Origin of the sequence: Streptomyces sp. SS7 (assembly GCF_037993025.1) — a bacterium.
In the GTDB taxonomy this organism is placed as follows: domain Bacteria; phylum Actinomycetota; class Actinomycetes; order Streptomycetales; family Streptomycetaceae; genus Streptomyces.
This window is the reverse complement of the sequence record NZ_CP141223.1, coordinates 6,403,607-6,416,528: the sequence shown is the minus strand read 5'-3', so window position 1 is coordinate 6,416,528 and position 12,922 is coordinate 6,403,607. Positions and strand designations below refer to the sequence as shown.

Annotated in this window: 13 protein-coding genes; 7 read left to right on the top strand and 6 right to left on the bottom strand. The window is 72.1% G+C overall.

The window, feature by feature from the left end:
- Positions 1 to 6: 6 nt before the first annotated feature.
- The 3 genes from U5640_RS29670 to U5640_RS29660 form a co-directional block, all read right to left on the bottom strand.
- Positions 7 to 339 carry a hypothetical protein gene (locus U5640_RS29670; protein ID WP_340379190.1) on the bottom strand — a complete coding sequence of 111 codons (333 nt, stop codon included), beginning with the start codon at positions 337 to 339 and terminating at the stop codon, positions 7 to 9.
- A gap of 185 nt (positions 340 to 524) precedes the next feature.
- The gene (locus U5640_RS29665) at positions 525 to 857 is read right to left on the bottom strand and encodes a hypothetical protein (RefSeq protein ID WP_340379190.1); all 333 of its coding nucleotides are present in this window, start codon (positions 855 to 857) and stop codon (positions 525 to 527) included.
- A 132-nt stretch (positions 858 to 989) separates the two neighbouring features.
- Positions 990 to 2,183: a PP2C family protein-serine/threonine phosphatase gene (locus U5640_RS29660; protein ID WP_340379188.1), complete on the bottom strand. Its 1,194-nt coding sequence runs from the start codon at positions 2,181 to 2,183 to the stop codon at positions 990 to 992.
- Positions 2,184 to 2,346: 163 nt separating this feature from the next.
- Here U5640_RS29660 and U5640_RS29655 point away from each other — a divergent pair, with 163 nt between their 5' ends.
- Positions 2,347 to 3,642, top strand: a complete 1,296-nt coding sequence (locus U5640_RS29655; RefSeq protein ID WP_340379185.1) for a GNAT family N-acetyltransferase — start codon at positions 2,347 to 2,349, stop codon at positions 3,640 to 3,642.
- A 28-nt stretch (positions 3,643 to 3,670) separates the two neighbouring features.
- Here U5640_RS29655 and U5640_RS29650 read toward each other — a convergent pair whose 3' ends face one another.
- From U5640_RS29650 to U5640_RS29640, 3 genes are all read right to left on the bottom strand, one after another.
- On the bottom strand, positions 3,671 to 4,480 hold the full coding sequence (locus U5640_RS29650) for a DNA-formamidopyrimidine glycosylase family protein (protein ID WP_340379183.1): 810 nt from the start codon (positions 4,478 to 4,480) through the stop codon (positions 3,671 to 3,673).
- An 86-nt stretch (positions 4,481 to 4,566) separates the two neighbouring features.
- On the bottom strand, positions 4,567 to 5,055 hold the full coding sequence (locus U5640_RS29645) for a ribose-5-phosphate isomerase (protein ID WP_067244199.1): 489 nt from the start codon (positions 5,053 to 5,055) through the stop codon (positions 4,567 to 4,569).
- Positions 5,056 to 5,522: 467 nt separating this feature from the next.
- Positions 5,523 to 6,098, bottom strand: coding sequence for a biotin transporter BioY (locus U5640_RS29640; protein ID WP_340379181.1), 576 nt, complete (start codon positions 6,096 to 6,098; stop codon positions 5,523 to 5,525).
- A 425-nt stretch (positions 6,099 to 6,523) separates the two neighbouring features.
- On the opposite strand from U5640_RS29640, the gene U5640_RS29635 reads away from it, so the two are divergent.
- From U5640_RS29635 to U5640_RS29610, 6 genes are all read left to right on the top strand, one after another.
- Positions 6,524 to 7,729: an ROK family protein gene (locus U5640_RS29635; RefSeq protein WP_340379179.1), complete on the top strand. Its 1,206-nt coding sequence runs from the start codon at positions 6,524 to 6,526 to the stop codon at positions 7,727 to 7,729.
- Between the two features lie 276 nt (positions 7,730 to 8,005).
- Positions 8,006 to 9,061 carry an ABC transporter substrate-binding protein gene (locus tag U5640_RS29630; RefSeq protein ID WP_340379177.1) on the top strand — a complete coding sequence of 352 codons (1,056 nt, stop codon included), beginning with the start codon at positions 8,006 to 8,008 and terminating at the stop codon, positions 9,059 to 9,061.
- Positions 9,062 to 9,066: 5 nt separating this feature from the next.
- Entirely contained in the window at positions 9,067 to 9,909 is an 843-nt protein-coding gene (locus U5640_RS29625; RefSeq protein WP_340379175.1) for an ABC transporter permease, read from the top strand.
- Positions 9,885 to 10,610, top strand: a complete 726-nt coding sequence (locus tag U5640_RS29620) for an ABC transporter ATP-binding protein (protein WP_340379173.1) — start codon at positions 9,885 to 9,887, stop codon at positions 10,608 to 10,610. Before U5640_RS29625 ends, U5640_RS29620 begins: the two co-directional genes overlap by 25 nt.
- Positions 10,607 to 11,947, top strand: coding sequence for an LLM class flavin-dependent oxidoreductase (locus U5640_RS29615; protein ID WP_340379171.1), 1,341 nt, complete (start codon positions 10,607 to 10,609; stop codon positions 11,945 to 11,947). The genes U5640_RS29620 and U5640_RS29615 overlap by 4 nt, the downstream gene beginning before the upstream one ends.
- A 12-nt stretch (positions 11,948 to 11,959) precedes the next feature.
- On the top strand, positions 11,960 to 12,853 hold the full coding sequence (locus U5640_RS29610) for a TauD/TfdA family dioxygenase (protein WP_340379169.1): 894 nt from the start codon (positions 11,960 to 11,962) through the stop codon (positions 12,851 to 12,853).
- Positions 12,854 to 12,922: the final 69 nt, after the last annotated feature.

Below are 12,922 nucleotides of genomic sequence, written 5' to 3'. Positions count from 1 at the left end.
CGCACCTCAGCGGGCGCCGAACCGCGCCGCGTCGAAGTTCGCCGCGGACATCTGCTGCCGCGCGTTGTCACCCTGCTCCTGGTCACCCGACGAGAACGCCGAGTCCATCCCCGACTGACCACCCAGAATGGCCGCGAGGGAAGCGTTCAGGTCACCGGCGATCTGGTCCGCGCGCGCCTTGAACTGATCGAACATCACCCGGCCCGTACCGTTGAACTTCCCCTCCAACGGCGTCGCCGCCTGCACCAACTGCTTGATCAGCGAACCCAGATCATCACTCGACCCACGCGAATCACGCTGCAACGTCGACAGCGTCTGCGCACCCATGTCGAACTTCATGAAGGCCCCCGTTCGGCTCACTCGTCTCACCGCACGCGCACTGCGCGCAGAGTCATTGCTATCAACTGACCGATTGCCTGTGCAATCGAGGGTGGCCATCCCCACAGAGCCACCACAAGTCCATGACCAACACATGGGGACACACGGGCCGGTTCACCCCGAAACGAACCACTCCACCCCGGGGCTCAGCGGGCGCCGAACCGCGCCGCGTCGAAGTTCGCCGCGGACATCTGCTGCCGCGCGTTGTCACCCTGCTCCTGGTCACCCGACGAGAACGCCGAGTCCATCCCCGACTGACCACCCAGAATGGCGGCGAGGGAGGCGTTCAGGTCACCGGCGATCTGGTCCGCGCGCGCCTTGAACTGATCGAACATCACCCGGCCCGTACCGTTGAACTTCCCCTCCAACGGCGTCGCCGCCTGCACCAACTGCTTGATCAGCGAACCCAGATCATCACTCGACCCACGCGAATCACGCTGCAACGTCGACAGCGTCTGCGCACCCATGTCGAACTTCATGTCGAAACCGCCTCCCCCGGTGAGGTCCGTCCGTCCCGTCCGTGGCCTTACGCACCTCCATCTGTACCAAGTCCTCGAACGCAGGTGCAATCGCGAAGCGGCAGTAGTTACAGGGGTGGCACAAACGGACGGTCAGGGGACCGGGTGCGGCGCCGGGGCCGTCGCCGTCGGGCCTTCCCGGCAGACCAGGAGCAGGGCCCGGTCGTCGTTGACGTCCTTCGCGACCGCCTCGATGAGGTGCCACGCCGCGCCCTGGAAGCCGCCGGCGACATAGCGGTCGGCCTCGCCGGTGAGGCGGTCGATGCCCTCGACGATGTCGCGGTCGGAGGTCTCCACCAGGCCGTCGGTGAAGAGCATCAGGACGTCTCCGGGGCGCAGGGAGCCCTTCACGGGGTCGAACTGGGCGCCCTCGTAGACGCCCAGCAACGGCCCCTCGGCGGCCTTCTCCTCCCAGCGGCCGCTGCCCGCGCTGAGCTGCAGGCCCGGCGGGTGGCCGGCCGAGTAGAGCTCGTAGTCGCCGGAGTCGAGGTCCAGGACCAGGTGGATGGAGGTGGCGAAGCCCTCGTCCCAGTCCTGGCGGAGGAGGTAGCCGTTGGCGGCCGGGAGGAAGGCGTGCGGCGGCAGGGAGCCGAGGAGGCCGCCGAAGGCGCCCGACAGGAGCAGGGCGCGGGAGCCCGCGTCCATGCCCTTGCCGGAGACGTCGGTCAGGACGACCTCCATGGTGCGGCCGCCGTTGGTGCGGGCCGCGACGACGAAGTCACCGGAGAAGGACTGCCCGCCCGCCGGGCGCAGGGCCATCTCGCGGTGCCAGCCGTGCGGGAGCTTCGGCAGCTTGCTCTGCACGCGGATACGTTCGCGCAGGTCGAAGAGCATGGTGCCGCCGCGTCTCCAGGGCACGCCGACCCGGCTGCGGAACTGGGCGATGAGCAGGCCGAAGAAACCGCATGCGGCCACGACCAGGACCACGCCCGGGGTGACCCGGGAGGGCCCCTGGGTGTACGGGCCGAGCTGCACGGACTCGACGATCAGCGCGGTGGCGGCCGCCGCGTACAGCCCGAGCAGGCTGGACGGGCGCAGCAGCAGGCCGCCGGCCACGATCGGCAGGACGAGCGCGGCCGGTGAGCACCACACCGAGTTGGCGAGGGTGGTGGCGGCGATCAGCGGGACGGTGAGGAGCAGGAAGGCCAGCGCGATCCAGTCCGAACCGTCGCCGCGGAAGTAGTCGACGGCGCTTCGGCGCACGCCGGTGCGGACCCGGTGCATCAAGTGCCTCAACCGGGCCGTCAACGTCTCGGCTTCCGCGCGCCGCTGTCGTCCTTCTGTCATTAGTTCGGGACCCTATCCATCCAACCCACCGCTTGGCACGGGAGGTCCCACTTGTCCCCCGTCCGAGGTTCAACTTCACAGTGAACTTCATGGAAAGCGCTCACGTGGCACGGAGGGGGAAATTCCCTGGCTCGTCTCGCAGGCGACTGCTAGGCATGGACGCATGACGACTGGGGCGACGACGACAGGGTCCACGGGCCGCGCGACCTCTTCCGACGCTGCCGGGGCCCGGGGGGCCGAGCTGCGCGTGCTGCGCTCCGAGGACTGGGACCGGTGGTACGACGTCCTGCTGCGCGCCTTCGGCGGGGTCACGGAGTCGGCCGAGGAGCGGGAGCTGTGGCGTCGGCTCACCTCCTGCGAGCGGTCCGTGGGCGCCTGGGACGGCGGAGAGCCGGTCGGCACGGCGGGGGCGTACGACTTCCGGCTGACCGTGCCGGGCGGGGCCTCGGTGCCGGCGGCGGGCGTGACGATGGTCGGGGTGAGCGCCACGCACCGGCGGCGCGGGCTGCTGACGTCGATGATGCGGCGGCAGCTGGACGACGTCCGGGCCTGGGGCGAGCCGCTCGCCGTCCTGACGGCCTCGGAGCCGGAGATCTACGGCCGGTTCGGCTACGCGGCGGCGACCTTCGGTCTGCACGCCGAGATCGACACCGGCCGGGTCCGGCTGTCCGTACCGGAGGGTACGGACGACGTACGGCTGACGTACGCCGATCCGCGCGCCACGCTGGACGCCTGCGAGGCGGTGTACGCGCGCACGGTGGCCCTGCGGCCGGGGATGCTCGACCGGCGGCCCGGCTGGGAGGAGCTGGCGGTGCTGGGGGCGCAGACCGAGCGGGACGGGGCGTCGCCCCTGCAGTGCGTGCTCGCGGAGCGGGAGGGGCGCGTCAGCGGTTACGTCCGTTTCCGGGTGCGGCCGCGGTACACGGACAGCGGGCACAACGGTGAGGTGCAGCTCCAGGACCTCGCGGCACTGGATCCGCTGTCGGAGGCGGCGCTGTGGCGGTTCCTGTTCGGGATCGACCTGACGGGCTCGCTGAAGGTACGGGGGCGGCCGCTGGACGAGGCGTGGCAGTACCAGGTGTCCGACATCCGCCGGTGCGAGCTGCGGGTGCGGGACCAGTTGTACGTGCGTCTGGTGGACCTGGGAGCGGCGCTCCAGGCGCGGACGTACCAGGCGCCGGTGGACGTGGTGCTGGAGGTCGAGGACGCGTTCTGCCCGTGGAACGCGGGGCGTTGGCGGCTGTCCGGTGATCCGAAGGGCGCGGTCTGCGAACGTACGACGGACGCCGCCGACCTCGCCGTGTCGGTGCGGGAGCTGGGGGCGGCGTATCTGGGCGGGGTGAGCCTGGCCGCGCTCGGGGCGGCCGGCCGCGTGCGCGAGCTGCGGGAGGGGGCGCTGGCGGCGGCGGCCGCGGGGTTCGGGTCGGCGGTGGCGCCCTGGCTGCCGCACGGCTTCTGAGGCCGCGTCCGCCCGGCCCCGCCGGTCGTCAGTCCTGCTGGCAGGTGGGGCACCAGAAGAGGTTGCGGGCGGCGAGGTCGGCGGTGCGGATCCCGTCGCCGCAGAGGTGACAGGGCAGGGTGGCCCGGCGGTAGACGTACACCTCGCCGCCGTGGTCGTCGACGCGCGGCGGGCGGCCCATCGCCTCGGGGGTGTGCTCGGGGCGGACGGTGTCGATGCGGTTGTTGCGGACGCCCTCGCGCATGAGGGCGACGAGGTCGGCCCAGATCGCGTCCCACTCGGCGGGGGTGATGTCCCGGCCGGTGCGGTACGGGTCGATGCGGTGCCGGAAGAGGACCTCGGCGCGGTAGACGTTGCCGACGCCGGCGATGACCTTCTGGTCCATCAGGAGCGCGGCGATCGTCGTACGGCTGCGGGAGACACGGGCGTAGGCCGTGGCGGGGTCGGCGTCGGGGCGGAGGGGGTCGGGGCCGAGGCGGGCGTGTATGGCCTCTTTCTCGGCATCCGTGACGAGGGCGCAGGTCGTGGGGCCGCGCAGGTCGACGTAGGCGGTGGTGTTCGCGAGGCGGAGGCGGACGGTGTCGGTGGGTGGCGGCGCGGGGGCCGGGCCGAAGGCGACCTTGCCGAAGAGGCCGAGGTGGATGTGGATCCACTCGTCGTCGCGGAAGCCGAGGAAGAGGTGCTTGCCGTGGGCTTCGGTGCCGGTGAGTTCGGCGCCGTCCAGGAGGGCGGCGGCGTCGGAGAACTTGCCCTGGGGACTGGTCACCCGGGGTGCCGTGCCGCGGAACCGCTCACCGTAGTCCAGCGCCAGCCGGTGGATCGTGTGCCCCTCTGGCACGGTCGCCGTGTCCTTCCTCGGTGGGAGGGGAGGGGTCCTCGGAGTCGGGACCCCTCCCCTGCCGCCTGCCGGGCTCGGTCCTGCTGTCAGTCCTGCTGCGGGTGGTGGGCCGGGATCGCCGGGAGGTCGCCCGTCGTCTCGTAGTCGGCCAGCATGTCGATGCGGCGGATGTGGCGCTCGTCGCCCGAGAACGGGGTGGCGAGGAAGGTCTCGACGAACTTCGTGGCCTCGTCCGTGGTGTGCATCCGGGCGCCGACGGCGACGACGTTGGCGTCGTTGTGCTGGCGGCCGAGGGACGCGGTCTCCTCGCTCCAGGCGAGGGCCGCACGGACGCCCTTCACCTTGTTCGCGGCGATCTGCTCACCGTTGCCGGAGCCGCCGATCACGATGCCGAGGGAGTCCTTGTCCGCGGCCGTGCGCTCCGCGGCGCGCAGGCAGAAGGGCGGGTAGTCGTCCTGGGCGTCGTAGATGTGGGGGCCGCAGTCGACCGGGTCGTGGCCCGCCGCCCTGAGCCATTCGACGAGGTGGTTCTTGAGTTCGAAGCCGGCATGGTCCGAGCCGAGATACACGCGCATGGGACGAGTGTGTCATGCGGGTCGCCGGGGGGCGGCGCGCACCCACCCGCAAGTCAGAGCCCCTCGCGGTCGACCGTGGCCGAGGGGCCGCGGAGGCGGCACGAAGGACACGGGCGAGGCCCCCGGGAGGCGCCGACGGGCCACAGACGGCCGCACCCACCCGCGCGTCCGGCACCCCCGGGCCACCCGGCGTCCACCAGAACACCGCCCACCGGGTGAGGTCGCGCGGGGCGGTGGGCGCCGGCACCTCCCGAGGGACCGCCGCCAGGGGACGCGGAGGCGGCACGAAGGACACGGACACGGGCGAGGCCCCCGGGAGGCGCCGACGGGCCACAGACGGCCGCACCCACCCGCGCGTCCGGCACCCCCGGGCCACCCGGCGTCCACCAGAACACCGCCCACCGGGTGAGGTCGCGCGGGGCGCGGGGCGGTGGGCGTCGGCACCGGCCGAGTGTCAGCGCCCGGCGTCAGCGGTCGGCGAACTTCCAGGCCGTGGGGAGCAGGCCCATCGCCAGCAGCGCCTTGACCGCGTCGCCGACGAGGAACGGGGTGAGGCCGACGGAGACCGCGGTGGCGAGGGGGATGCCGGCCGCGTAGGCGAGGTAGGGGACGCCGACGGCGTAGATGATCGCCTCGCCGATCAGCATCGCTCCCGCGGTGCGCCACACACTGCGGTCCGCGCCCCGGCGGGCCAGGGCGCCCACGGCGGCGGACGCGAGGATCATGCCGAGGATGTAGCCGAAGGAGACGGAGAGCCCGGCGGAGCCGTCCGCGAACCACGGGACACCGGCGAGCCCGGCCAGCGCGTACAGCACGAGCGCGGAGACGCCGCGGCGGGCACCGAGGGAGGTGCCGACGAGGAGCGCGGCGAAGGTCTGGCCGGTCACCGGGACCGGGGATCCGGGGACGGGCACCGCGATCTGGGCCGCGAGGCCGGTGAGCGCGGCTCCGCCGAGCACGAGCGCGACGTCACGGACGCGGGACGCGGGCAGGAGGTCGGCGAGGACCCGTCCGGGGCTGGCGCTGGCGACGGCGGTGCTCATGGGGACTCCGCGGAGAGGAGGGGAGGTTGGGGACGGAGTGACGCTATCCCAGCGGTCCTGGGCCGCCCACCGTCAGCGGTCGACAAAGAGGGCGGCGGAAGCTTGATGGGATCTTCACAAAGGATGTCCGCTACACCGGCCCAGGCGTGACGACGATCACTGAGGTGGCGAGGTTTCGCTCACCCTGCACCTGGCCGGCGGATTGTGAACACTCGCCAAAGGAATCCTAGTGCTCTGGTCGGATTCACCTTTCCTGCCCTACTCTTCCAGCCATGGTTGTCGCCCAGTCCCTGAACCTCACGTCGCGTCGCTATGTCGACCTGCGGCGCCAGGGCACGGCCACCTGTCGCCGCCCGGTCTGAGGCGGGCCCCGACCCGCCTCGGCTTCCGAGACGTGTCGGCCCCGTTCCCGAGGACGGTCAACCATGCCCCGCACCGCGGCACCCCCCGCCCCCCGCAAGTCCCCCGTCCCCCGTGTCGCCGACAGCGACCGGCGCCGCACCAGCGCCAGTGTGATCCTGCGGTCCGTGCTGGAGCACGGCCCGGTCGCCCGCTCCACCATCGCCCGGCTGACGGGGCTGTCCCCGGCCGCCGTCACCGACCACTGCACCCGGCTCACGGCCCTCGGCCTGATCCGGGAGTCGGCCGCGCCCCGGCGCAGCAACGGGGCCGGCCGGCCGCACGTCCCCGTCGACCTGGACGACTCGCGGTTCGTGGTCGGCGGGGTGCACGTGGCCGTGCCGTACACCACGGTCGCGCTGCTCGATCTGCGGGGCCGGGTGCTGGCGCGCCGTGAGGTCAAGCACCGCGGCACCGAGCCGTACGAGGTGCTGGAGCGGGCCGCCGAGGGGCTGGCGGGGCTGCTCGCACAGGCGGCGGACAGCCGGCCGCTGGGGGTCGGGGTCGCCGCCGGCGGCTGGGTGGACCGGGACTCGGGGACCGTCGTGGAGCATCCGCTGCTCGCCTGGCGCGAGGTGCCGGTGCGGGAGCTGCTCGGCGCCCACACCGGGCTGCCGGTCCATGTGGACGGGCACGCGCGGGCGCTGGTGAACGCGGAGCGGCTGTTCGGGCGGGCGGGCGGCAGCCGCAGTGTGCTGCATCTGTTCGTGGGGAACGTGGTCGACGCGGCGTTCGCCACCCATGACGAGGTGCACCACGGCCCCCGTTCCCAGGCGGGAGCCGTCGCGCACCTGCCGCTGGCCGGCGGCACCGAGCCGTGCTCCTGCGGCCGGACCGGCTGCCTCCAGGTCGAGCTGAGCGAGCGGACGCTGTGCCGGCGGGCCCGGGAGGCGGGGATCACGGACGGGGTGAACCCGATGGCCGTGCTCGCCGCGGCCGGGGCGGGGAACGCGGAGGCGGTCCGGCTGCTGCGGGAGCGTGCCCGGATGACGGGACGGGCGGCGGGGCTGCTGCTGGACGTCCTCAACCCCGAGCGGGTCGTCGTCACCGAGGTGGGCGTGCTGCACCGCGAGGACTGCCTCGCCGCGCTGCGGGCGGAGGTGGGGGCGGAGCGGGCCGCGAGTGTGGTGCCGACGAGCTTCGGGGACTCCGTGCTGGCCGTGGCGGGCGGCGCGGTGGCCCTCGACGTGCTGTACCGGGATCCGCTCACCGCGTCGCCCGTCCCGAATTAATTCAGAAACTCCGAATGTTGACAGACATCGCACACGGAACGGACGATGATTCCATGAGCTGTCGCACTCTCTGTTGCTGACGCCCCGGCGCGCCGGGAGCGCGCCCTTCGGTCTGTGTCTCCCACAGGCTTCTCCCGCAGTCTCTCCGACTGCCTCCCCATCGCCTTCCCATCGCCTTCCAGCTGCTTCCCCGCAGCCTTTCCCGCGTGAGTTCCCTTTTCCGTCCCCGGAATTCCGCATGCCATTTTTCACCGCTTTTCCGTGAGGGGTACTCCCATGCCTTCGAGCTTCGACCGCCGCCTGTTCCTCACCTCGCTGCTCGGCGCCGCCGCCGGTGTCGCCGGGCTCAGCGGCTGCGCCGAGAGCAGTGCCGCCGCCACCGGCAAGGGCGCCGCCACGGCCCCGCTCGCCACGAAGGTGCCCGCCGGCACCAGCCTGAAGATCGCCTCGTACCTGAACGCGCAGCAACTCCAGTTCAAGCTGGCGAAACTGCCCGACCTGCCGTTCACGGTGTCGAGCTGGGTGAACATCGGGGCCGGTCCAGATGTCATCAACGCGTTCCGGGCGAAATCCCTGGACCTGGCGAACAATGCGGGCATCCCGCCGATCCAGGCGCATTACCAGGGCTATGACGCGAAGATCGTCGCGATCAACATCACCCGGAAGCCGAATTATCTCTTCGCCACCAAGCCCGGCAGCGACATCCGCACCGTCGCGGACTTCAAGGGGAAGAAGCTGGCGTTCTCGCAGGGCCAGGCGCAGGGTGTCGTCCTGCTGAGGGCGCTGAAGAAGGCCGGCCTGACGTACGACGAGGTCACGCTGGTCCCGCTGACCAGCAACCAGTTCCTGACCGCCCTGCAGTCGGGCCAGGTCGACATCGCCCCGCTCGCCAACAGCCAGGCCCCCGCCTACCTCCAGCAGTACGGCTCCAAGGGCGCCCGCTCGATCACCACCGACGTCGTCGACCTGCTGAACCTGCTGTGGGCGCCGGTGTCGGTGCTGAACGACAGGGCGAAGGCGGCCGCGATCGCCGCGTACATCCCGCAGTGGGCCGAGGGCCAGGTGTGGCAGTACGAGAACCCCGACATCTGGAACGAGGAGTTCTACGTCAAGACGCAGAACCTGACCTCCGCCCAGGCCAGGGCGATCTCCGATCTCGCCAACAAGCCTCTCTTCCCGCCCAGTTGGGACGAGGCGATCGCCTGGGAGCAGGAGACCGCCGATCTGCTCGCCGAGGGCGGCTTCGTGAAGAAGTTCGACGTCTCCTCCCTCTTCGACCACCGCTTCGAGGGCATCGCCGCGAAGTCCGTACCCGCCGAGTACCGGAGCTGACCGCCATGACCACCACCACGCTGGGCACGGCCGCCCCCGTCGCCGTGGCCGCCGAGCAGCCGCGCCGTCGGCGCCGCAGCCTCGCCCCCGGCAAACGTCTGCCCGCCGCCCGGCTCGCCGGGCCCCTCCTGCTGGTCGCCCTGTGGGCCGCCGCCTCCGCCGCCGGCCGGCTCGACCCCGGCGCGGTCCCGGCGCCCTGGACCGTCCTCGCGACCGGCGCCCGGCTGTGGACCGACGGGACCCTGCCCACCGATGTCCTCACCTCCCTCGAACGCGCCGGGTACGGCTTCGCGATCGGGCTGACCGCCGGGGTGGTGCTGGCGCTCGCGTCCGGGCTCAGCCGGACCGGCGAGGCGCTGATCGACGGGACCGTGCAGCTCAACCGGGCGATCCCGGTACTCGGGCTGATCCCGCTGTTCATCCTGTGGCTGGGCATCGGCGAGACCTTCAAGATCGCGATCATCGCGATCGTCGTCTACATCCCGATCTATCTGAACACGCATGCGGCGCTGTCCGGCATCGACCACCGGTTCGTCGAACTCGCCGAGGTGCAGGGGCTGTCCAGGCTCCAGTTCGTCCGGCAGATCGTGATCCCCGGCGCCCTGCCCGGATTCTTCGTGGGACTCCGGCTCGGCGTCACCGGATCGTGGCTCGGCCTGGTGGTCCTGGAGCAGATCAACGCCACGAGCGGCCTCGGTTACCTGATGTTCCAGGCCCAGAACTACGGCCGGTCGGACGTCATCCTGGTCGGTCTGCTGATCTACGGCGTCTTCGGCCTGGTCTCCGACAGCGCGGTCCGTCTCGTCGAACGGAGGGTGCTGTCATGGCGCCGCACACTGAGCAACTGACCCGTCCCGCCGTACGGTTGCGGGACCTGACCCGGTCCTTCGACGGACGGACCGTCCTCGACGGCATCGACCTGGACATCCCCGCCGGACAGTTCGTCGCCCTGCTCGGGCACAGCGGCTCCGGCAAGTCCACCCTGCTGCGGGCGGTCGCGGGCCTGGACCACGAGGTCGCCGGCAGCGGGGACCTGACGGCGCCCGAGCGGGTGTCGGTCGTCTTCCAGGACTCCCGGCTGCTGCCCTGGCGCCGGGTGCTGGACAACGTCCTGCTGGGGACGGCCGGTGAGGAGAAGGGGCGGGCCGCCCTCGCCGAGGTGGGCCTCGCCGGCCGCGAGCGGGCCTGGCCGAACGAGCTGTCCGGCGGCGAGGCACAGCGCGCCGCACTCGCCCGCTCACTGGTCCGGGAGCCCGAACTCCTGCTGGCCGACGAGCCGTTCGGGGCGCTGGACGCGCTCACCCGGATCAGGATGCACGCCCTGCTGCGGGAGCTGTGGAAGCGGCACCGCCCGTCCGTGCTGCTCGTCACCCACGACGTGGACGAGGCGATCGTGCTCGCCGACCGGGTCCTCGTCCTCGACCGGGGCCGCATCGGCCTCGACCTGACCATCGACCGACCCCATCCGCGCTCGTACCGCGATCCGCTGCTGGGGGAGTACCGCGAGCGGCTGCTGGCCGCGCTGGGCGTCACGGAGGACCACCAGTGAGTTCGAGAAAGCTGCACCTGAACGCGTTCCTGATGAACACCGGGCACCACGAGGCGTCCTGGCGGCTCCCGGAGAGCGACCCGCACGCCCATGTGGAGCTGGACCACTACGTCGAGCTCGCGCGGACCGCCGAGCGCGGCACCTTCGACTCCCTCTTCCTGGCCGACGGGCCGCAGCTGTGGAGCAGTGTCGCGCAGCGCCCGGCCGGGGCGCTGGAGCCGCTGACGCTGCTCACCGCGCTGGCGACGGCGACCCGGCACATCGGGCTGATCGCGACCGCCTCCACGTCGTACAACTCCCCCTACAACCTGGCCCGCAAGTTCGCCTCGCTCGACATCATCAGCGGCGGCCGGGCGGGCTGGAACATCGTCACCACGGCGGGCGCGGAGGCCGCCCGCAACTTCGGCCTGGACGCGGAGCCCGCGCACGCCGAGCGGTACGCGCGGGCCGCCGAGTTCGTGGACGTGGCGCTGAAGCTCTGGGACAGCTGGGAGGACGACACGATCCTCGCCGACAAGGCCTCCGGGGTGTGGGGCGACGACGCCAAGATCCATCCGCCCCGGCACCGGGGGACGTACTTCAGCGTCGAGGGCGCCCTCAACGTCCCGCGCAGCCCGCAGGGTTACCCGCTGCTGGTGCAGGCCGGGTCCTCGGAGGACGGCAAGGCGTTCGCGGCCCGGTACGCGGAGGCCGTGTTCACCGCACAGCAGACGCTCGCCGACGCGCAGGCCTTCTACGCCGACCTCAAGGCGCGCACGGCGGCGGCCGGCCGCGACCCCGGGCACCTCAAGGTGCTGCCGGGCATCGTGCCGGTGCTCGGCTCCACGGAGGCGGAGGCCCGGGCGAACGAGCAGCTGCTGGAGGACCACATCGTCCACCGGCACGGGGTGGCCAACCTGGAGCGGCTGCTCCAGCTGCCGGCAGGGGCGCTGGAGCTGGACGCCGAGCTGCCGGCGGAGCTGCCCACCGAGGACGCCGTCGAGGGCGCCAAGAGCCGCTACACGCTGGTCGTGGAGCTGGGCCGCCGGGAGCGGCTGACCGTACGGCAGCTGATCGGGCGGCTCGGCGGCGGGCGCGGGCACCTCACCTTCGCCGGCACGCCCGAGCAGGTCGCCGACAAGATCGAGACCTGGTTCACCCGGGGTGCCGCCGACGGCTTCAACATCATGCCCGCTGTGCTGCCCTCCGGCCTGACCGCCTTCGTCGACCAGGTCGTCCCCCTGCTGCGGGCCCGCGGCCTGCTGCGCACGGAGTACGGCCCCCGCCAGACCCTGCGCGAGCGCTACGGCCTGCCGCGCCCCGCCAACCAGTACGTCAAGACACCCGCCCTGGTCTGAGAGGACACCACCATGACGCTCGACATCCGCAAGGTCACCGCTCGCATCGGCGCCCACGTCAGCGGCGTCGACATCGCCAAGCCCCTCGACGAGGAGACCTACGCCGCCCTGCGCGAGGCGCTCAACGTCCACAAGGCGCTGGTCTTCGACGAGGTGGACCTCGACGACGAGACCCACCAGGCCTTCGTCCGGCACTTCGGCGAGGTCACCACCGCCCACCCGACCGTGGCCTCGGTCGACGGCGCCCCGAACGTGCTGCCCGTGGACAGCGAGCGCGGCCGGGCCGCCAACCACTGGCACACCGACGTGACCTTCGTCCTCAACCCGCCCCAGGTCACCACCCTGCGCAGCCTGACCGTCCCGCCGTACGGCGGCGAGACGCTGATCGCCAGCTCCGCGGCCGCCTACCGCGACCTGCCCGAGCCGCTGCGGCTGCTGGCCGACACCCTGTGGGCCGAGCACACCAACGACTACGACTACGCGGTGCCCGACGAGGCCGTCGACGAGGCCCGGGCCGCCGCCCGCGCCCAGTTCACCTCCATCACGTACCGCACGGTCCACCCGGTGGTCCGGGTCCACCCGCTCACGGGTGAACGGGGGCTGTTCATCGGCGGGTTCGCCCAGCGGATCGTGGGGCTGTCGGTGGCCGAGTCCCGCAAGATCCTCGATCTGCTCCAGTCGTACGTGACCCGGCCGGAGAACGTCCTGCGCCACCGCTGGTCGGAGAACCAGCTCGTCGTCTTCGACAACCGGATCACCCAGCACTACGCCATCGACAACTACGACGGCGCGCCGCGCCGGCTGCACCGGGTGACCGCCGCGGGAGACGTTCCGGTGGGCGTCGACGGGAAGGAGAGCCACTCGGTCGAGGGCAGTGCCTCGCACTACACGGCCGTAGCGGCCTAGGCACGCTGCGTACCGGACGCGTCCGGATCGTGGGCGGCCGCTCCGCGGCGGCGGAGGGGCCGCCCAGAC

What these genes read in the sequence shown, in the direction of transcription:
- U5640_RS29670 (WP_340379190.1), bottom strand. Translation starts at nt 339, where the DNA reads ATGAAGTTCGACATGGGTGCGCAGACGCTGTCGACGTTGCAGCGTGAT.
- U5640_RS29665 (WP_340379190.1), bottom strand. Translation starts at nt 857, where the DNA reads ATGAAGTTCGACATGGGTGCGCAGACGCTGTCGACGTTGCAGCGTGAT.
- U5640_RS29660 (WP_340379188.1), bottom strand. Translation starts at nt 2,183, where the DNA reads ATGACAGAAGGACGACAGCGGCGCGCGGAAGCCGAGACGTTGACGGCC.
- U5640_RS29655 (WP_340379185.1), top strand. Translation starts at nt 2,347, where the DNA reads ATGACGACTGGGGCGACGACGACAGGGTCCACGGGCCGCGCGACCTCT.
- U5640_RS29645 (WP_067244199.1), bottom strand. Translation starts at nt 5,055, where the DNA reads ATGCGCGTGTATCTCGGCTCGGACCATGCCGGCTTCGAACTCAAGAAC.
- U5640_RS29640 (WP_340379181.1), bottom strand. Translation starts at nt 6,098, where the DNA reads ATGAGCACCGCCGTCGCCAGCGCCAGCCCCGGACGGGTCCTCGCCGAC.
- U5640_RS29635 (WP_340379179.1), top strand. Translation starts at nt 6,524, where the DNA reads ATGCCCCGCACCGCGGCACCCCCCGCCCCCCGCAAGTCCCCCGTCCCC.
- U5640_RS29630 (WP_340379177.1), top strand. Translation starts at nt 8,006, where the DNA reads ATGCCTTCGAGCTTCGACCGCCGCCTGTTCCTCACCTCGCTGCTCGGC.
- U5640_RS29625 (WP_340379175.1), top strand. Translation starts at nt 9,067, where the DNA reads ATGACCACCACCACGCTGGGCACGGCCGCCCCCGTCGCCGTGGCCGCC.
- U5640_RS29620 (WP_340379173.1), top strand. Translation starts at nt 9,885, where the DNA reads ATGGCGCCGCACACTGAGCAACTGACCCGTCCCGCCGTACGGTTGCGG.
- U5640_RS29610 (WP_340379169.1), top strand. Translation starts at nt 11,960, where the DNA reads ATGACGCTCGACATCCGCAAGGTCACCGCTCGCATCGGCGCCCACGTC.